Origin of the sequence: Streptomyces sp. NPDC017448, assembly GCF_044330565.1 — a bacterium.
Taxonomy (GTDB): Bacteria; Actinomycetota; Actinomycetes; order Streptomycetales; family Streptomycetaceae; genus Streptomyces.
Genome location: NZ_JBIRLM010000004.1, coordinates 67,305 through 85,121, shown reverse-complemented (window position 1 = coordinate 85,121; position 17,817 = coordinate 67,305). Strand labels below are relative to the sequence as shown.

15 protein-coding genes are annotated in these 17,817 nt (G+C 74.1%); 10 read left to right on the top strand and 5 right to left on the bottom strand.

The window, feature by feature from the left end; genetic code table 11:
• The first annotated feature begins 106 nt into the window (after positions 1 to 106).
• The 4 genes from ACH4K1_RS09365 to ACH4K1_RS09350 all read left to right on the top strand — a co-directional run bounded on the left by ACH4K1_RS09365 (position 107) and on the right by ACH4K1_RS09350 (position 5,210).
• A complete protein-coding gene (locus ACH4K1_RS09365; protein ID WP_398088029.1) occupies positions 107 to 1,681 on the top strand; it encodes a hypothetical protein in 1,575 nt (524 codons plus the stop codon).
• Positions 1,678 to 2,820 (top strand): ARPP-2 domain-containing protein, encoded by a 1,143-nt coding sequence (locus tag ACH4K1_RS09360; protein WP_398088027.1) that lies wholly within the window; start codon positions 1,678 to 1,680, stop codon positions 2,818 to 2,820. Before ACH4K1_RS09365 ends, ACH4K1_RS09360 begins: the two co-directional genes overlap by 4 nt.
• Positions 2,821 to 3,094: 274 nt before the next feature.
• On the top strand, positions 3,095 to 4,129 hold the full coding sequence (glnII, locus tag ACH4K1_RS09355; RefSeq protein ID WP_398088026.1) for a glutamine synthetase: 1,035 nt from the start codon (positions 3,095 to 3,097) through the stop codon (positions 4,127 to 4,129).
• 412 nt (positions 4,130 to 4,541) lie between these two features.
• Positions 4,542 to 5,210 carry a winged helix-turn-helix domain-containing protein gene (locus tag ACH4K1_RS09350; protein WP_398088024.1) on the top strand — a complete coding sequence of 223 codons (669 nt, stop codon included), beginning with the start codon at positions 4,542 to 4,544 and terminating at the stop codon, positions 5,208 to 5,210.
• Between the two features lie 111 nt (positions 5,211 to 5,321).
• Here ACH4K1_RS09350 and ACH4K1_RS09345 read toward each other — a convergent pair whose 3' ends face one another.
• Positions 5,322 to 7,439: an MMPL family transporter gene (locus ACH4K1_RS09345; protein WP_398088023.1), complete on the bottom strand. Its 2,118-nt coding sequence runs from the start codon at positions 7,437 to 7,439 to the stop codon at positions 5,322 to 5,324.
• A gap of 314 nt (positions 7,440 to 7,753) precedes the next feature.
• Here ACH4K1_RS09345 and ACH4K1_RS09340 point away from each other — a divergent pair, with 314 nt between their 5' ends.
• Together ACH4K1_RS09340 and ACH4K1_RS09335 are read left to right on the top strand one after the other, a co-directional pair.
• Positions 7,754 to 9,022: a sensor histidine kinase gene (locus ACH4K1_RS09340; RefSeq protein ID WP_398088021.1), complete on the top strand. Its 1,269-nt coding sequence runs from the start codon at positions 7,754 to 7,756 to the stop codon at positions 9,020 to 9,022.
• Positions 9,007 to 9,654 carry a response regulator transcription factor gene (locus ACH4K1_RS09335; protein ID WP_073769442.1) on the top strand — a complete coding sequence of 216 codons (648 nt, stop codon included), beginning with the start codon at positions 9,007 to 9,009 and terminating at the stop codon, positions 9,652 to 9,654. The genes ACH4K1_RS09340 and ACH4K1_RS09335 overlap by 16 nt, the downstream gene beginning before the upstream one ends.
• A gap of 63 nt (positions 9,655 to 9,717) precedes the next feature.
• Here ACH4K1_RS09335 and ACH4K1_RS09330 read toward each other — a convergent pair whose 3' ends face one another.
• Complete coding sequence (locus ACH4K1_RS09330; protein ID WP_398088019.1) at positions 9,718 to 10,212, bottom strand: MarR family winged helix-turn-helix transcriptional regulator; 495 nt, start codon at positions 10,210 to 10,212, stop codon at positions 9,718 to 9,720.
• 39 nt (positions 10,213 to 10,251) lie between these two features.
• On the opposite strand from ACH4K1_RS09330, the gene ACH4K1_RS09325 reads away from it, so the two are divergent.
• Entirely contained in the window at positions 10,252 to 10,794 is a 543-nt protein-coding gene (locus ACH4K1_RS09325; RefSeq protein WP_398088018.1) for a carboxymuconolactone decarboxylase family protein, read from the top strand.
• Positions 10,795 to 10,903: 109 nt separating this feature from the next.
• On the opposite strand, the gene ACH4K1_RS09320 is transcribed toward ACH4K1_RS09325, so the two are convergent.
• Entirely contained in the window at positions 10,904 to 11,656 is a 753-nt protein-coding gene (locus ACH4K1_RS09320) for a class I SAM-dependent methyltransferase (protein ID WP_398088017.1), read from the bottom strand.
• A 155-nt stretch (positions 11,657 to 11,811) separates the two neighbouring features.
• Between ACH4K1_RS09320 and ACH4K1_RS09315 the strand changes: the two genes are divergently transcribed.
• The 3 genes from ACH4K1_RS09315 to ACH4K1_RS09305 all read left to right on the top strand — a co-directional run bounded on the left by ACH4K1_RS09315 (position 11,812) and on the right by ACH4K1_RS09305 (position 14,636).
• The gene (locus ACH4K1_RS09315) at positions 11,812 to 12,717 is read left to right on the top strand and encodes a metal-dependent hydrolase (protein WP_398088015.1); all 906 of its coding nucleotides are present in this window, start codon (positions 11,812 to 11,814) and stop codon (positions 12,715 to 12,717) included.
• Between the two features lie 3 nt (positions 12,718 to 12,720).
• Positions 12,721 to 13,803: a PDR/VanB family oxidoreductase gene (locus ACH4K1_RS09310; RefSeq protein WP_398088014.1), complete on the top strand. Its 1,083-nt coding sequence runs from the start codon at positions 12,721 to 12,723 to the stop codon at positions 13,801 to 13,803.
• A 107-nt stretch (positions 13,804 to 13,910) separates the two neighbouring features.
• On the top strand, positions 13,911 to 14,636 hold the full coding sequence (locus tag ACH4K1_RS09305) for a TetR/AcrR family transcriptional regulator (protein WP_228992951.1): 726 nt from the start codon (positions 13,911 to 13,913) through the stop codon (positions 14,634 to 14,636).
• 14 nt (positions 14,637 to 14,650) lie between these two features.
• Here the strand turns inward: ACH4K1_RS09305 and ACH4K1_RS09300 are convergent, their stop codons facing one another.
• Positions 14,651 to 15,355: a DUF2470 domain-containing protein gene (locus ACH4K1_RS09300; RefSeq protein WP_398088012.1), complete on the bottom strand. Its 705-nt coding sequence runs from the start codon at positions 15,353 to 15,355 to the stop codon at positions 14,651 to 14,653.
• Between the two features lie 195 nt (positions 15,356 to 15,550).
• The gene (locus ACH4K1_RS09295) at positions 15,551 to 17,743 is read right to left on the bottom strand and encodes an ATP-binding protein (protein ID WP_398088010.1); all 2,193 of its coding nucleotides are present in this window, start codon (positions 17,741 to 17,743) and stop codon (positions 15,551 to 15,553) included.
• Positions 17,744 to 17,817 lie beyond the last annotated feature (74 nt).

Below are 17,817 nucleotides of genomic sequence, written 5' to 3'. Positions count from 1 at the left end.
CGCGCCTCCATTCCCCGGCCGGCGTCTCCTTTTCTGTTTCGTCTCCGACAAGGTGGGTCATGGGGAGAGTTCGCCCCTGGGGGAAGCCGTGAACACGCCCCGGACCATGAGCGCGCCCGAGCCCGTGGCGGGCCTCGCTCCCGAGCCCGTCGCGGGTGCCGCCACCGGCCCCGCCGCCGACCTCGTCGCCGCCGAGGACGTCCTCCTGTTCGTGAACGCGGCCATCACCGCGACCGGGCAGCGAGAGTTTCACTCGGACGCCGACGAGCAGCGGCTCTCCCTGGACTTCCTGCACACCTACGTACGGGTCAACTACCGCCGGGTGTACGCCGCTTCGCGGGCCCTGGACATCAACCACCACAACGCCGCGCTCATCGTGCGCGGGCTGCTGGAGACCGCGGGCGAGGCGAGCCCCGAGGAGCGGCGCACCGAGGGGCGGCTGATCGCCGCCCGGTTGGCGCTGCTGCCGCCGCCCCGCGTCTACCGCCTCTTCGGCGAGCTGCGCCGCGCCAAGGTCAACAACCGGCGTACGCGGGCGATCATGCGGGACTGGCTGGCGGCGCGGCCGGATCTGGGCCATGACGCGGTGAAGTACCGGGCCGGGCTGAAGACGGCCGTCCGGCACATCCACCTGCCCTGCCCGGACGGGTCCGGACCGCTGGCCGAGATCGGGGCGTTCCTGTTCCGGCCGGGCCGGCTGCACCGGTACGAACACCGGATGCTGGACGCCTGGCGGCGCGCCCACTACGAGCAAGGGGCCGTGTCCGAGCTGCCGTTCACCGTCGCGGAGGGGTTCGCCGGCCGGCACGGGATGAAGCACGAGGTGTTCCTGAAGCGGGCCGCGCCCCGGATGACCCGGCTGGAGCGGCTGCGCACCCAGGAGCGGCAGGCGGCGGTACAGCGGCCCGGCTCCCCCGGGGTGGACGTGGATCTGACCGTGATGCCGCTGACCCGGCTCGCTCTGTATGTGCTGTCGCTCGGCTTCGAGCAGCGTGCCGAACGCCGGGCCGAGCTGACCGGCGCCCTGCGCGCGGCGGCCCGGCGGGCGGCGGGCGCGCACGCGGGGAGCTGGGGGCGGGTGCACGCGGTGCTGGACGACAGCTTCTCCTCGTCCGGGTCGGGGCAGAAGCGGCGCCGGCCGCTCGCCGTGGCGCTGGCCTGCCACCATCTGCTGGAGGTGCTGGCCGCCCCGGGGGCGTACCGGGGGCTGTGGACCTCGGGGGCGCGCGACGCCCTGCTCGTCCGGCCGTGGGGGCCGACCCCGCTGGGCATGCGGATTCTGGACGCACTGGAGCCCGGGGAGCGTCGTGACGACCGGGCGGGCCCCCGCGCGCCTTCCGCGCCGGGCGGGGCGGCCCCGGACCGGCTGGTGATCGTCTCGGACGGCTGGGACAACGCTCCGGCGGGCCTGGCGGGCGAGGTGCTCCGGGTCTGGCGGAACCGGCTGGATCCGGCGCGCAGGACGGCGGTCGTGCACGTCAACCCCGTATACGACACGGCCGGGTTCGACGTGCGGCGGCTGGCGGCCGGAGTGGCCACGGCGGGGATCCGGGACGCGGAGGACCTGCCCGCCCTGGTGGAGATCGCCCGGTTCGCGGAGGGTCGCACGGGGCCCGAGGAGCTGTACGCGTATCTGGACCGGCAGGTGGCCCGGTTCACCGGAGAGGGAGGGGACGCGTGAACCGGCTGGAGCTGACCGGGCTCGCCGTCCGGCCCGCGCAGGTGTGGGGCGGTGTCCGGCTCGTCCCGCTGGTGCGCGAGGCGCTGGTGGCGGGGCTGCGGCTGCACCGCGAGGTGTACGAGGGGCTGGGCGCGGGGATCGTCGAGCTGGGCCCGCGGGAGCGCTACCTCTCGTACATCCCGCACGGTCTGGTCGCGGACTGGTCGGGCGAGGACGACGCCGCCGCGCGGGCGGGAGGACGGCGGTCGGCCGCGTACGGCACCCAGTTCGGCGGGCGCGACGCACCCCGCGCCGTACCGCTGCCGCCGGTGCCGCACCACCGGATGGCCAAGCGGCGGCCCGGCGACCGGCTGCGGTTCCTGCCGCTGCACCTGGCGCTGGAGGGGTACCTCGCGCTGCACTTCGGCGGGCCCTCGACCGCCTGGGAGGAGTGGTCGCGCGCCGCCCTGCGCGCCGGGCTGTCGCCGCGAGCGGAGGACGCGTACCTCGGGCTGTCCGTGCGCGGGCTCGGGGACGCGTTGCGGATCTTCGAGATCCACCCGGACCAGTGCGGGGTGATGGTGTACGTCTCGGACGCGCTCGCCGCCTCCTTCGTCGTCCCGCACCCGGACGACTACCGCCTCCTGCACGCCTCGCTGGTGGAGGACCTCTACGGGGAGCTGGTGCACCAGTACGCGCTGTACGGGCCCCCGGTGGCGGAGGTTCCGGTGCGGATCGGGGGCGAGGAGCACATCGGCGGGCTCGGTGAGCTGCGGGCGGCGGCGCTGGCGCGGCAGCGGGAGTGGGAGGAGGCGCACGACACCCTGTTCGCGCGGGAGCTGCTGGACGCCTCGTACACGTTCGACCGGGTGTACCGGATGAAGTCGTTCACCCTGTGGCGGTTCCTGCCGCCGTTCGTCCGGGACGGGGGCGGCCAGCACATCGGGGAGACGATCACCGACCACAAGGGGCAGGTCGCCTACCTCAAGACGTTCCGGCTCTCCGACGCGCAGATCCGGCGGGGCCATCTGCTGCGGACCCTGGCCGGGGCGGACTGGGAGCCGGGCCGGGCGGCCGCCGCGCTGGGGGCGAGCCGGGAGGAGCTGGTGCGCCGGATACGGGGGGCCGGGTTGGGGGCCCTGCTCAAGGGGGGTGTCTGAGCGCGGCCGACGCCCCCGTGCCGCGGCCGGGCTCCTGGGGCCGGCGTCGTGGCCCCGCGCCCGCCCTGGCCCCGCGCCCCGCGCCGCGGCCGTCTCCGGGGGCCGTCGCGGCGCCGGTGTCCCGCGGCGGCCGGGCTGCCTGCGTACCCTCCGCACCTGCCGGAACCGGCGGGAAACCTCGGTAACACGGGGTTCACACCCGGGCAACGGACGGGAAACCGCCTCTTGCCAAGCTGCGCCGCCAAGACCGCTGCACCCGCGAAGGATGGCGACCGTGACGTTCAAGGCTGAGTACATCTGGATCGACGGCACCGAGCCGACCGCCAAGCTGCGCTCCAAGACGAAGATCATGGACGGAACGCCGTCCGGCGACGTGGCGGACCTGCCCCTCTGGGGCTTCGACGGCTCCAGCACCAACCAGGCCGAGGGCCACGCCTCCGACCGGGTGCTCAAGCCCGTCTTCACCTGTCCGGACCCGATCCGCGGCGGCGACGACGTCCTCGTCCTGTGCGAGGTCTTCGACATCGGCATGACGCCCCACGCGTCCAACACACGGGCCGCGCTGCGCCCGGTCGCCGAGCGGTTCGCGGACCAGGCGCCGGTCTTCGGCATCGAGCAGGAGTACACCTTCTTCGACGGCCACCGGCCGCTCGGTTTCCCCGAGGGCGGCTTCCCGGCCGCGCAGGGCGGCTACTACTGCGGCGTCGGCGCGGACGAGATCTTCGGCCGCGAGATCGTGGAGAAGCACCTCGACACCTGTCTGGCGGCGGGACTCGGCATCTCCGGCATCAACGCCGAGGTCATGCCCGGCCAGTGGGAGTTCCAGGTGGGTCCGCTCCCTCCGCTGGAGGTCTCCGACCAGCTGTGGGTGGCCCGTTGGCTGCTGTACCGCACCGCCGAGGAGTTCGGCGTCTCCGCGACGCTGGACCCGAAGCCGGTCAAGGGCGACTGGAACGGCGCGGGCGCGCACACCAACTTCTCCACCCGGGCGATGCGCGAGGGCTATGACGCGGTCATCACCGCGTGCGAGTCGCTGGGAGAGGGGTCCAAGCCGATGGACCACGTGAAGAACTACGGCGCGGGCATCGACGACCGCCTCACCGGCCTGCACGAGACCGCCCCGTGGAACGAGTACAGCTACGGCGTCTCCGACCGCGGCGCCTCGGTCCGCATCCCGTGGCAGGTCGAGCAGGACGGCAAGGGGTACATCGAGGACCGCCGCCCGAACGCCAACGTCGACCCGTACGTCGTCACCCGGCTGATCGTCGACACCTGCTGCACCGCGTTGGAGAAGGCCGGCCGGCTCTGATCCCGCCGCCGCTCGACGCACAGAGGAGGGGCCAGGCTTTGGCCAACGGAGTCTGCGTGGCGGGCCCCTCCTGCGTCGTGCCCCGGGACGGGTGGGCGTACGGCCGAACGGGCGGGCGTACGGGCGGGCGTGAGGAACGTAACGCCCAGGGCCCGTATCGACGGGTGAGAGGAGTCTGATGCGGTGCCGCGATCTCTGCTTCAATGGGGGCATGGCCAGCTTCCAGCACATCGCGTCGGGTCGCAGCGACCTCGAACCGTTCTGGCCGTCCCGTCAGCACCATGACTTCGACCGGGTGTGTTGCCGCGCGTGGAACGCGCAGGCCCACTAAAGCCGCTCACCCCGGCCTTCGGTCCGCGCGTACGACGTAAGTCCGTCCCTGACGACTCCTCGCGCGAAAGAGCTGACCCTCATGGCGAACACTCGTACCTTCTCCGCCGCGTCCGCCGCCACCGCGGCGTCCCCGGCCCCCGCTGCGACCCGCTCCACCGCCCGTTCCCTCCCCTCCCCTCCCAACCGGCACCGGCTGCGCGCGGTCGACCGCGACGAGGTCGTGGCGCCGGCCGAGGCGGCCGGGTTCCTCCCGCCGGGGGCCACCTGGCTGCCCGCCCCTCCGCACACCCTGCCCGCCCTGCCCGGCCGGCCGCCGATGGTCGGCTACCTGGTGCTGGTGCCGGCCGACCAGCAGCCCGCGCTCGCGGGGGCGGTCGCCGCCTCGCACCTTCTGCCGGGCGGCCTTCCGTCCCCGCAGCGCCCCGCGCCCGGGGAGAGCGGTCAGGCCGCCTCCGACGGTGCCCCGGCCGGCCCGGTCCGGATCGACACCTCCCGGCGTACGGCCTGGGTCGACGGCGCCGCCCTCGACCTCACGTACCTGGAGTTCGAGCTGCTGGCCCACCTGGTGGCGCACCCCCACCGGGTGCACACCCGCGACCAGTTGGTGACGACGGTGTGGGGCTACGGACATGTGGGCGACGGGCGGACCGTCGACGTTCATGTCGCGCGGCTGCGCCGCAAGCTCGGTGCGGAGCACCGCCGTTCGATCCAGACGGTCCGGCGGGTGGGGTACAAGTACACGCCCTGACCGGCCCGTCGCATCACGGCACCCGCAGTACGCGCGGCCGGCGGCCCGGGAGCACGGTTCCTCGTCGACCGTGCTCCGGGGCCGCCCCCGTGCGCCCGTGCGCGTGGGCCCTCAGCCCCGTACGGCGGTGTGCGCCGGCTCGGCCGGCTCCTCGCGCTCCAGGCTCGGCAGCCGTGAGAGCCCGCGCGGCGTACGCCAGTTGCGCTCGCCGAGCAGCAGCATCACGGAGGGCAGCAGCACCATCCGTACGATCGTGGCGTCCAACAGCACCGCGACGGCGAGGCCGACGCCCATCTGCTGCATGTCCTGCATGGACAGGGTGCCGAACACGGCGAACACCGCGACCATGATGGCCGCCGCCCCGGTGACCGCCCCCGCCGTGCGGCGCAGGCCGGTCTCGATGGCCGACCGGTTGCCCAGGCCGCTGCCGCGCGCCTCGCGGATCCGGGAGACGACGAAGACGTGGTAGTCCATGGAGAGGCCGAACAGGACGACGAGGACGAACAGCGGCATCCACGCCTCGATCGCGCCGACCCCCTCCGAGCCGATGAGCGACGCGCCCCAGCCGTGCTGGAAGACGGCGGTCATCACGCCGTAGGAGGCGGCCACCGACAGGAGGTTGAGGACGATGGAGGTGACGGCGATGACGTAGCTGCGGAAGCAGAACAGCATCAGCAGGAAGGTCACCGCCGTGATGAAGGCGAAGACCGGGACGATGCCGCGCCGGAGCTGGTCGTTGAAGTCGACCGAGCCGGCGGTCTCCCCCGTGACGTGGGCCTTCGCCCCGGTGGAGTCGAACGCGGCGGGCAGCCGCTTCTCGCGCAGTTCGGCGAGGTCGGCGGCGCCGTGCGGGAGGGGGACCTCGAACTCGGCGACGTTCCGGGCGCGGTGGACGGTGACGTTCTCGAAACCGCCGAGGGCCTTGCCGACCTCCGGGGCGGTGATGTCGGGCGCGGTCACCACGACGAGGGCGGGGGCGGGGCCGCCGGGGAAGCTCTCGGTGATCCGGCTGTGGGCGATCGAGAGCTGCGCGTCGGAGCCGAACTGCTTCTCCAGGCCGAGGGATTCGGTCTTCATGCCGAGGGCGGGCGCGGCGAGGGCGAGCAGCAGGACGACGGCGGCGACGGCGAACGCGCGGGGCCGGGCGAGGACGGGGCCGAGCACCCGGCCGGTGATGCGCCCGCTGCCCGTGTTTCCGCGCCGGGCACGGCGGTTCAGCAGGGGGATGCGGCCGGCGTCGACACGGTCGCCGAGCCAGGAGAGCAGGGCGGGCAGGACGGTGACCGAGCCGAGCACGGCGATGAACACGACGATGATCGTGGCGAGCGCGAAGCCCTTGAACAGCAGGAGACCGGAGAGGAACATGCCGCCCATCGCCACCATGACGGTGAGGCCGGAGACGAGGACCGCCCGGCCGCTGGTGGCGGCGGCGATGCGCAGGGCGGTCTCGGCGTCGCGTCCGGCGGCGCGTTCGTCGCGTTCGCGGCGCAGGTAGAAGAGGCAGTAGTCGACGCCGACGGCGAAGCCCATCAGGAACATCACCGAGTACGTGGTCTGGAACAGGTGCAGTTGGTGGCTGGCGATCGACAGGAGGCCGAAGGCGGCCATGCACGCGGTGAGGGCGAGTCCGACCGGGAGGAGGGCGGCGACGATCGCGCCGAAGGCGACGAGGAGGATGCCGAGGGCCAGCGGTACGGCGGTGAACTCGGCCTTCTTGAAGTCCTCGGCCAGCAGGTCGCCGAGCCACTTGCCCGCGCTGGCCTCGCCGAACTGGTGGATCTCGACGTCCGGGTGGGCTTCGCCCACGGCGGCGACCGCGTCCAGGACGGGTTGGACCCGGTCGGGCGAGGTGGCGGCGTCGCCCTTCATCTCGAAGGAGATCAGCGCGTCCTCGCCGTCGCCGGACGGGACGGGCGGGGCGATGTTCCGCGTCTCGCCGGTCGCCCGCAGGGCGGTGGCGAGCGCTTCGGCGGCCGGCTTCCAGTCGCCCGCGGCGGGGGCGGAGACCATGACGAGTTCGCCGGCGGGCTTGTCGAGTCCGGCGTCGAGGAGGATCTGCTCGGCGCGGGCGGACTCCCCGGCCCCGTTCTCCGCGTTGGTCATCTCGACCATGCCGGTGGCTCCGCCGACGCCCGTGGCGAGCACGACGAAGAGCAGCCAGCCCAGGACGGCGGTCTTTCGGTGGTGGATGCTCCACACGCCGATGCGTGCGGCGAGGTTGCGCCTCATGTGGTCTCTCCCCCGGAGGTAAGCGTCAGGTAAGCGGTTCGAGCGCTTCGAATCTAGGAACCGGGGGCGGCCCGCCCCAGCCGTCAAAGCCCCCGGAGGCGGAGGCGTGGGGGGCGGGTGCGGGGGTGGTGCCAGGTACACCCCCTCCGGGTGGCGGACCGGCTGACGCCGTGGGCCCGGGCCGGGTGAGACTGGCCTCCGGAGCGGGCGCGGGCCGTGCTCCGGTGGGGAACGCGTCCGGGCGAGGCCCGGTCGCGGCGTGGGAGTGGGGCCGGGAGAACCGTTCCGGCCGCGGTGAGGGGAGAAGGATCGCGATGAAGGTGTTCTCGGGCCGGTTGCGGGAGGCGTCGCTGGCGGCGGGGCGGGGGCTGTTCCTGTCCGTGGCCGGTCTGGCGGGGTCCGTCACCCTGTTCGTGTTCGCGGTGCTCTCGATCGCCTTCATCCTGTTGGGCGTCGGCGTGTTCACCACCCCGAACGTGGTGGAGGCGGTGCGCAAGCACGCCGACCGGCGTCGGCTGTGGGCGGCGACCTGGTCCGGTGTACGGATTCCGGTCCCGTACCGGCCGCTCCCGAAGGATCTGCGGCCGGGCGTCACCGGTCAGGTGGAGCGCACGACGCTCCTGCTGAAGGACCCGGCGACCTGGCGGGACCTGCTGTGGCTGCTGATGGACATGACGGCCGGGGCGCTCCTGGCCGTGGTCTCCGCCGGGCTGATGCTCTACCCGGTCGAGGGGCTCGTTCTGGCGGCGGGGCTGTGGCGGGTGTTCCGGGACGATCCGTACTGGTACGGGTTCGTGCCGGTGGACAGCCAGCTGACCGGGCTGGCCGCCCTCGGCCTGGGCGTCGTCCTCTTCCACCTCGGGATGCGGGCCTCCGTACCGGTGCTGCGGGCCCACTTCCTGCTCGCCCGTACGCTGCTGGGCCCGGCGCGCGACGAGGAGCTGGCCCAGCGCGTCGAGCGGCTGACCGAGACCCGGCACGAGGCCGTGGACACGGCCGCCTCCGAACTGCGCCGCATCGAACGGGACCTGCACGACGGGGCGCAGGCGCGGCTGGTCGCGATGGGCATGAACCTGGGCACGATCGAGGCGTTGGTCGAGAAGGACCCGGCGCAGGCGAAGAAGATGCTGAAGACGGCCCGGGAGTCGTCGGCGGAGGCGCTGACCGAACTGCGCGATCTGGTCCGGGGCATCCACCCGCCGGTCCTCGCCGAGCGCGGTCTGGGCGACGCGGTGCGGGCGCTGGCGCTGCGGCTGCCCGTCGCCACCGAGGTGACGGTGGAGCTGCCGGGGCGGGCGGACGCCCCGGTGGAGTCGGCGGCGTACTTCGCGGTCAGCGAGGCCCTGACGAACGCGGCCAAGCACGCGGAGGCCGAGCGGGTCCACGTGGACCTGCACCACGCGGAGGGGATGCTCCGGATCTCGGTGACGGACGACGGCAGGGGCGGTGCGGTCGTCGGATCGGGCTCGGGGCTGAGCGGAGTCGAACGGCGACTGGGTACATTCGACGGCGTCCTGGCCGTCAGCAGCCCCGCGGGCGGTCCCACCATGGTGACCATGGAGATCCCTTGCGCGTTGTCCTAGCCGAAGACCTCTTCCTGCTGCGCGACGGTCTGGTGCGCATGCTGGAGGCGTACGACTTCGAGGTGGTCGCGGCGGTGGAGACCGGGCCCGAACTGACCAGGGCGTTGGCAGAGTCGGAGCCGGACGTGGCCGTCGTCGACGTCCGGCTCCCGCCGTCGCACACGGACGAGGGCCTCCAGTGCGCCCTGGCCGCCCGCCGGGTCCGGCCGGGGCTGCCGGTGCTGGTGCTCTCGCAGCACGTGGAGCAGTTGTACGCGCGGGAGTTGCTGGCGGACGGCAACGGCGGCGTGGGCTACCTGCTGAAGGACCGGGTCTTCGACGCGGACCAGTTCATCGACGCCGTGCGCCGGGTGGCGGCGGGCGGCACGGCGATGGACCCGCAGGTCATCTCCCAGCTCCTGACCCGTCGTTCGCGCGACGAGCCGATGGGCGGTCTGACCCCGCGCGAGCGGGAGGTGATGGAGCTGGTGGCGCAGGGCCGCTCCAACGCCGCCGTCGCCGCGCAGCTGGTGATCACGGAGCGGGCGGTGGCCAAGCACACCTCGAACATCTTCGGCAAGCTCGGTCTACCCCCGTCGGACGACGACAACCGCCGGGTGCTGGCGGTGCTGGCGTATCTGGACAGGGGCTGACCCCGGCCTCCTCCCGAGCCGGGCGGGCCGGTGGGCCGGGGCGCCGGTGGGCCGGGGTGCCGTTCAGCCCGTGAACCAGCCCGCCGCGTCCAGCCGGAACGCGCCGCCCGGGGCCATCGTGCGCAGGTCCTCCTCCAGGGCCGCCAGCCGCTCCTCGCCGAGCGTCCGGGCCCACTCCGCCCGCAGCCGGTCGAAGCCCTCGGCGGAGCGGGCCAGCAGGTCCACGCCGTGCGGGGTGAGGAGGATCAGGGTGCGCCGACCGTCGGCGGGGTCCGGGGCGCGCTCGACGTAGCCGAGCGCCTCCAGTTTCTCGACCGTCTTCCCGGCCGCCTGCTTGGAGACGCCGAGCCGCCGTCCGATCTCACCGATGGCCGCGCCGTCGCGCCCCACCGCCTGGAGGGCGAAGCCGTACGCGGGGCGGGTGTCGGGGTGCCCGTGCTCGGCCAGGTCCCGGTGCAGGGCGTCGATGATCGAGCGGAACCCCCCGAAGAGGAGCAGGGGCAGCGTGAAGCCGTTGCGCGATTCGACAACCTGGTTTACCTTTTTTTCGTCAACCATGTTGTCGATTCTAGCTGCCCTGAACAGGGAGGCCCCCTCATGCCCTTTCCCGACCTCACCCCCCGGACCGCCCCGCCCGGTTCACGCCGCGCCATGGAGGCGGTGACGGAGCGGCTGGGCTACCGGCCCGCCGCCGTCGCCCGGCTCGCCGCCTCGCCGCACGCCCTGGACGGCTTCCTGAAGCTCAGTGCGATCTTCGAGTCCTGCACCCTGGACCCGCTCTCCCGCGAGGCCCTGATCATGACCGTGGCCACCCGCAACGACTGCCACGTCTGCGTCGCGATGCACACCGCGAAGCTGGCCTCCCTGGACGCCGACCCGGCGCTGATCGCCGCCCTGCGCGCCCCCGGGAGCCCCGCGCTGCCCGACGAACGCCTGGACGCCGTACGGCGGTTCACGCTGGAGGTGATCACCTCGGCGGGAGCGGTGGACGACACGGCCCTGCGGGACTTCCTGGCGTACGGCTACACCGAGCAGAACGCCCTCGAAGTGGTGCTGGGCATCGGGGCGTACACCCTGTCGACCCTGGCCAACCGGCTCACGGGGGCCCCGGTGGACGCCCAACTGGCCGCGTTCGCCTGAGGGGCGGGGCCGCCTCCCGCGTCGGACCTGCCGTCACGGGAGGCGGACCCGAGCGCCCCGCCGCTCCCGTTCCGCCGTCTCCGTCCCGCCCCGCGCCCCGGGGTCGGGCTCAGGGGTGGGCTACGGCGAGACTCATGAGATAGGCCTCCTCGACTTCGCCGCCGGGGAACAGGGCCTCCAGCGACGTCCGTTCACGGTCGAAGAATCCGCGGACCGCTGCCGGGTCACCGATCAGGAAGTCGGAGTGGGTGGCCAGGTTGGCGATATGGGCGTCGATCGGTACGCGACGGCTCCACGGCACCTGACGTGTGCGGAAGTCGAGCCCGTCGGGCAGCGTGGCCCGGAAGCGGGCCCGGTGGGACGGGACAGCGGGTATCTCCGCCCCGAAGAAGACCCGCATACGGTTCTCCTGGTCGACGAGCCAGTCCACGGACGGGTCGCCGTCGTTCCACCACAGCGCGAGCGCCCCGCCCCGCCGCAGCACCCGGCGGGCCTCGGGGACCGAGCGGGCGGGGTCGGTCCAGTGCCAGGCCTGGGCGTAGGTGATCAGATCCATCGAGCCGGTGCGCAGCGGCAGGTTGTTCCCGTCGCCCCGGACCAGCGGCACGTCCGGAAGGCTCCGGCGGAACTGCCCGGCCATCCCGTCGCCCGGCTCCACCGCGGTGACGCGGGCCCCGCGCTCGTACAGCCGTGCCGTGCCGAGCCCCGTACCCGCCCCGACGTCCGCGACCCGGGCGCCCGCGAGTGACAGCCCGGCCAACTCCTCGACGGCGTCGAACAGGGCGGGCGGGTAGGAGGGGCGGTGCGCGTCGTAGGCGGCGGCGACAGCGTCAAAGGAACGGGCCTGCACAGGTTGCGTCATACGGGCAATCATGGCCCGGCCGGCGGCGACGGGTCCGGTCTTTCGCGGCGGCGCGGTCCCGGGTCTCCTGGACGGAGCGCCGGAGCACCGGAGCGGGCACGGAAATCCGTGCACGCCCCCTGGTCCCACCAGGTACCCGTCAGTACATTGACACCATGTCTAACACGCAGCCAGCGGCGGTCGCGTCGGAGCGGACGCACCTCAAGGCCCGCAAGGTGTCCTTCGCCTGGGAGAAGACCCCTCTGCACTGGGTGCCGGGCGACCCGTTCACCACGCACACCATCAACGTGCTCCACCTGCTGCTCCCCGCCGGGGAGCGCTGGTTCATCCACGTGTACCGGCAGATACTCCCGTACATCCGCGACGACCGGCTCCGCGAGGACGTCATCGGATTCATCGGGCAGGAGGCCGTGCACGCGCAGGCGCACGACGACGTCCTGCCGCATCTGCGGGAGTTGGGGCTCGACCCGACCCCGTACACGGCGCAGGTCGACTGGTTCTTCGAGAAGCTGCTCGGGGACCGGACCCTGCCGCCGGGGCGCGCGTCGAGGTGGTGGCTGATGGAACGGGTGGCGCTGATCGCCGCGATCGAGCACTACACCGCGTTCCTCGGCGACTGGATACTCAACGCCGAGGCGCTGGACCGCCGGGGCGCCGACCCGACCATGATGGACCTGCTGCGCTGGCACGGGGCGGAGGAGGTCGAGCACCGATCGGTGGCCTTCGACGTCTTCATGCACGTGGACGGGGGCTACCGACGACGGGTGCGCACCTGGGCGACGGCGATCTCGGCGCTGGTGTTCATGTGGCAGCGCGGCATCCGCTTCTTCATGGAGAACGACCCGACGCTGCCGGAGGGCAAGGCGTCGCTCAAAGCGTTCCACGCCCGCGGGAAGCAGGGCACGCTGCCGGGCACGGGGGCGATCCTGCGGTCCGCCCCCACCTATCTCAGCCGGTCCTACCACCCCTCCCAGGAGGGCAGTACGGCCCAGGCCGTGGAGTACCTGACCCGCTCCCCCGCCGCGCTCGCCGCCGAGGCCGAGACCGCGAAGGGGGCCTGACCCGTGGCCCCGCCCCGCCTCCGTACCGTCGCCCTGGTCTCCGGCACGGCCCTGCTCGCCCGGCGGGCGCTGAAGCGCCGGATCGCCCGGTCTCCGCTGTGGCCGCTGCCCGCCCTGCCCGAGCCGATATCGGGCCACTCCCAGCGGCGCGCGACGGCGGCCCGCCGACTGCTGGTCACCGACCGGTCCGAGGTCGCCGACGGCGTCGTCCAACTCCGGCTGGAGGGGCCCGGCCTGCCGCCCTGGACACCGGGGGCCCATCTGGACGTGGTGCTGCCGTCCGGCCGGGTGCGGCAGTACTCGCTGTGCGGCGACCCGGAGGACACCGGGGCGTACACGGTGGCGATCCGGCTCGTGGCGGACGGCCGGGGCGGTTCGCGGGAGGTGCACGAACAGCTCCGGGAGGGGCGGGAGGTCGAGGTGCGCGGGCCGCGCAACCGCTTCCCGCTGACCGGGGCCCCGGCGCACCTCTTCGTCGTCGGCGGCATCGGCATCACCCCGGTCCTGCCGATGCTGCGGTCGCTGGCCGCTTCGGGGGCCGACTGGCGGTTGCTGTACGGGGGGCGGACGCGGGCCTCGATGCCGTTCCTGGAGGAGATCGGGAAGCTCGGCGCGGACGGGGGCCGGGTCACGGTGGTCGCCCAGGACGAGGCCGGGCACCCGGACGTGGCGGGGGCGTTCGCCGCTCTCGCCCCGGGCACCGCGGTCTACTGCTGCGGACCCGAGCCCCTGATGGACGCCGTCGCCGCCGCGCTCCCCGAGGGCTGCGCGCTGCACCTGGAGCGGTTCTCGGCCGCCACGGCGGATGCGTCGGGGGCCGGAGCCGGGCCGTTCGAGGTGGAGCTGCGGCGCAGTGGGCGTACGGTGCCGGTGGCCGCGGGGCAGTCGGTGCTGGACGCGGTCCGCACGGCCGCGCCCCATGTCGCGTACTCCTGTGAACAAGGGTTCTGCGGGACCTGCCGGCAGCGGGTGCTGGAGGGCGAGATCGACCATCGGGACGACCTGCTGACCGAGGGCGAGCGGGACGGCTCGATGCTGATCTGCGTCTCACGCTGCCGGGGCGGACGGCTGGTGCTGGACCTGTAGGGGATGCCCCGTCGGCCGGGGCCGGGACCGTGCTCCCCCGCCCGGCGGTCAGAACGCCGCACGGGGCCGGTGGGGCATATGCGGGCGCCCCGGATAGGCTGTCGGACATGACGACCGGGGTGCGGCGCAGGATGGGCGTCGACGAGCGCAGGCGGCAACTGATCGGCGTCGCGCTGGACTTGTTCAGCCGCCGATCGCCCGAGGAGGTGTCGATCGATGAGATCGCCGCCGCCGCGGGCATCTCCCGTCCCCTGGTCTACCACTACTTCCCCGGCAAGCAGAGCCTGTACGAGGCGGCACTGCGGCGGGCCGCCGACGAGTTGGCGGCCCGCTTCCTGGAGCCTCTCGAAGGCCCCCTGGGAGCACGCCTGTTGCGGGTGATGGGGCGCTTCTTCGACTTCGTCGACGAGCACGGCCCCGGCTTCTCGGCGCTGATGCGCGGCGGGCCCGCCGTGGGGTCGTCGACGGCGAACGCGATGATCGACGGGGTGCGGCAGGCCGCGTACGAGCAGATCATCACGCACCTCGGCGTGAGCGAGCCGCCCGCCCGGCTGGAGCTGGTGGTCCGCTCCTGGGTCTCCCTCGCCGAGTCGACGGCCCTGATCTGGCTGGACGGGCGGCGCGTTCCGCGCGCCGAGCTGGAGCTGCAGCTGGTGCACGACTTCGCCGCGCTCGCCGCCGTGAGCGCCGCGTACGACCAGGAGATGGCCGGCATCGTGCTGCGGGTGCTGTCGCAGGAGCCGGAGGACGGGCCGTTCGGGGAGCTGCTGGCGCGGCTCTCGGCGTTCGCCCCGGACGTACCCGCCGTACCGGCGCAGCGGCTGCCGCGCTGAGGCCGACGCCCCCGTCAGGCGGGCAGGCCGTTGCGGTGGGAGACGCGGCGGGCGGCGGCCAGCAGGGCGTGGATCTGCGGGCCCGCCTGGTCGATCTCGGTGACCGGGCGGGGGAACGGCAGCCGTACGTCCTCGTGGGTGTGCGGGTGTTCGAGCCGCAGGGTGACCCCGTAGCGGTCCATCGCCAGCGGCACGGCCCGCGTCATCCCGCGCTCGGGGCGGGGGCGGACGAGGCGCAGGAGCAGTGGGACGAGTTCGGCGTGGTCGGCGACCAGGTGGGTCAGCATGCCCGCCTCGCACGCGGCGATCGGATCGGTCTCCACCTCCTCCAGCTCCTCCAGGGTGACGAAGGTGCGCCCTTCCGCGTCCTCCAGGACGGCCTGCCCGAAATCCATGCAGGTGGACCGCTCGGCGCCGTCGCCGTACGGGGCGGCGAGGAGCCCGGTGACGGTGACGCGGGCGCGCAGCCGGTCGCGTACCGGGACGGGGGCGATGTCCGTGAACTCCAGGCGGGCCGGGACGCGTTCGGCGCTCGGCGCACGGCCGCCGCCGTCCGGGGCGTGCAGGTGGATGTGGCCCATCGCGGTCGCGCCGTCCAGACGGCGCACCTCGGTGTGCAGGCCGTCGCTGACCACCGTCATGGAGTGGGCGACGGTCAGGATCGACCGGACGCGTTCGGCGCGGGAGGGCCGCGTGGCGCGGGGGCGAGCAGGACGCATCCGAGGTCTCCAAGGGGATCGGCGACACCTGAGCAGTTACTTAGGTATGCCTAACCTTACTAGCTGTGCGCGGGTGCGGGTAGCCCGGGCGCGCGAGGAAACCCCCGGCCGGGCGCGGCGACCAGGGGTGCACGAAACGTGCCCCACCGGCACGGGCGGGGGCGCGTACGGCAGTCCGGAGCGCGGGAGGCCCGTTCAGAGCGGGAGATCGGTGCGCAGGGCCGCCGCGAGGCCGACTTCCGCGTTGTCCGACCGGCCCCGCTCGAACGCCCGCCGGTACGCCTCGTCCCCGACGGCCGCCCGCGCCCGGCGCTCGCAGGTCTCGCGGACCGGCCCCAGCTCGGGCGTGCCGCGCTGGGGATGGCCGACCATGCGCCAGTACGCGTGCCCGGTGCCGTAGATGCGGGCGGCGTGCGCGCCCGCGCCCTGGGCGGCGACGGCGGCGGCCAGGATGTCCAGGCCCAGCGCGACGCCGAAGCTGTCGCGGAGCCGGTGCTTGCCCGCGAGCATCGACCGGGCGTGCGCGGCGGAGGCGGCCGGGCGGTCCTGGAGCAGGGCGATCAGGGCGAGTTGGTAGTCCGCGTAGGAACGGGTCCAGTACTCGCCGGCGCGCTCGCAGGCCCGGCGCAGCGCACCGGCCGCCGCCTCGGACTCGGCGAGCCGGCCGAGCGCGGTGAGCGCGAAGACGGTGATGAGGCGGCAGCGCAGCCGGTGGGCGGAGTCCGCGGGGACGCTGTCGGCCATCCGCAGGACCCGCGTCGCCGCCTCCAGGGCGGCCGCCGGCTCTCCCGTCATCAACCGGGTGAGGCCGCAGAGGTACGTCGCGCCGAGCATGCCCTCCTCGTCCCGGTCGTACAGGGCGACGGTCGTGCAGAGCGCGCCGTACTTCTCGGCGGTCGCGAAGTCCCCCTGGAGCAGTGCGGCGACGCCGAGGACCCACTGGAGCCTGGTCCGGCGGGGCCCGTCGACCGGGCCCGCGTCCAGGGCGCGCTGCGCGTAGTCGCGGGCCTCGGTGAGATGGCCGCAGCAGGCCCAGAAGAAGCCGACCCGTCCCGCCATCTCCTGGGCCCCGGCGACGTCGTGGACGAGCAGGTGCTCCAGGGCGGCGCACAGGTCGAGGTGGGCGTCGGACACCTTGTGGTACCAGGACACCTGGTCCGGACCGGTCCACCCCTCGTGGGCGCGGCGGGCGAGGCCGAGGAAGCCGGCGGCGTGCCGGTCGGCGGCGGCGCGGGCCTCCCCCAGCTCGGTGAGCCACATCCGGCCGTACTCGCGCAGGGTGTCCAGCATCCGGTAGCGGTCGCCGTCGCGCTGGACGACGGACTGGGCGACGAGCCCCTGGAGCGCCCGGTCCACCCCGTCCCCGGTGAGCGGGCCCCCGGCGCAGACCTCGCGGGCGACGGCCGCGTCGAAGTCGGCGCGCAGCGGGGTGAGGCGGGCCCACAGGAGGCGTTCCAGCGGGGTGCACAGCTCGTGCGACCAGCCGATGGCGGTGCGCAGGGTGCGGTGGCGGCGGGGCCACGCCGTCGCGTCGGCGAGGAGGTCGAACCGGGAGACCCCGGTGGCGGGGGCGGAGGAGGCGGAGGAGGAGGCGGAGGCGGGGGGTGCGGGCGTTGCCGGGCCGTCGCCGTCCGGGGCCCCGGCCGGGCCGGGCCCCCCGGACGCGCCCCCCGTTCCGAGGGCGCCGCCGGGAGCGTCGAAGCGGCTGCCGATCCGGGCGGCGAGCTGGGTCACGCTGTGCCGGCCCATGCCCGCCACGGCCAGTTCGATGGCGAGCGGGATGCCTTCGAGGCGGCGGCAGATCCCGGCGGCGGCCGCCTCGTCGCCGGGGGCGTCGAGCCCGGCCCGGGGGTCGGCGGCGCGCAGCCGGTCGGCGAAGAGCTGGAGGGCGTCGGGCGCGCCGTCGACCGGGAGCGGCGGCACGGCGAGGACGTGCTCGCCCCGAGTGCCGAGCGGCTGCCGGCTGGTGACCAGGACGGTCAGCCCCGGCGAGGTGGTCAGGACCTCCGCCAGCAGGTGGGAGCAGGGGGCGCGGAGGTGTTCGGCGGAGTCGAGGACCAGCAGGAGGTGTTTGTCCTCGAGCCATTCGCAGAGCGCCTCGACGGGCATCCGCAGGCTGTGGTCGGCGAGTCCCACCGCGTCCGAGACGGTGGGGAGCAGCAGCCCGGGGTCGGGGAGCGGGGAGAGGTCGGCCCACCAGGCCCCGTCCGCGTAACGGCCGGCAGCGGCGCGGGCGGCCCGGAGCGCGAGCCGGGTCTTGCCGACGCCGCCGGGGCCGATCAGGGTGGTCATCCGGTGCGTGGTCAACGCGGTGTGCAGCCGGGCCAGTTCGGCCCGCCTCCCGACGAAGCTGCTCGTCTCCTCGGGGAGGTGTCCCACCGTGGTCATCGTCACCGTCCGCGCGCTGGTTCAGGATGCGCCGGTGGGCCGACCGCCCCGGGAGGGGCCCCGCCACGCGCACC

Excerpts from the sequence above, each read along its gene's own strand:
- ACH4K1_RS09365 (WP_398088029.1), top strand. The coding sequence starts at position 107 with ATGAGCGCGCCCGAGCCCGTGGCGGGCCTCGCTCCCGAGCCCGTCGCG.
- ACH4K1_RS09350 (WP_398088024.1), top strand. The coding sequence starts at position 4,542 with ATGGCGAACACTCGTACCTTCTCCGCCGCGTCCGCCGCCACCGCGGCG.
- ACH4K1_RS09345 (WP_398088023.1), bottom strand. The coding sequence starts at position 7,439 with ATGAGGCGCAACCTCGCCGCACGCATCGGCGTGTGGAGCATCCACCAC.
- ACH4K1_RS09340 (WP_398088021.1), top strand. The coding sequence starts at position 7,754 with ATGAAGGTGTTCTCGGGCCGGTTGCGGGAGGCGTCGCTGGCGGCGGGG.
- ACH4K1_RS09330 (WP_398088019.1), bottom strand. The coding sequence starts at position 10,212 with ATGGTTGACGAAAAAAAGGTAAACCAGGTTGTCGAATCGCGCAACGGC.
- ACH4K1_RS09325 (WP_398088018.1), top strand. The coding sequence starts at position 10,252 with ATGCCCTTTCCCGACCTCACCCCCCGGACCGCCCCGCCCGGTTCACGC.
- ACH4K1_RS09320 (WP_398088017.1), bottom strand. The coding sequence starts at position 11,656 with ATGACGCAACCTGTGCAGGCCCGTTCCTTTGACGCTGTCGCCGCCGCC.
- ACH4K1_RS09315 (WP_398088015.1), top strand. The coding sequence starts at position 11,812 with ATGTCTAACACGCAGCCAGCGGCGGTCGCGTCGGAGCGGACGCACCTC.
- ACH4K1_RS09305 (WP_228992951.1), top strand. The coding sequence starts at position 13,911 with ATGACGACCGGGGTGCGGCGCAGGATGGGCGTCGACGAGCGCAGGCGG.
- ACH4K1_RS09300 (WP_398088012.1), bottom strand. The coding sequence starts at position 15,355 with ATGCGTCCTGCTCGCCCCCGCGCCACGCGGCCCTCCCGCGCCGAACGC.
- ACH4K1_RS09295 (WP_398088010.1), bottom strand. The coding sequence starts at position 17,743 with ATGACCACGGTGGGACACCTCCCCGAGGAGACGAGCAGCTTCGTCGGG.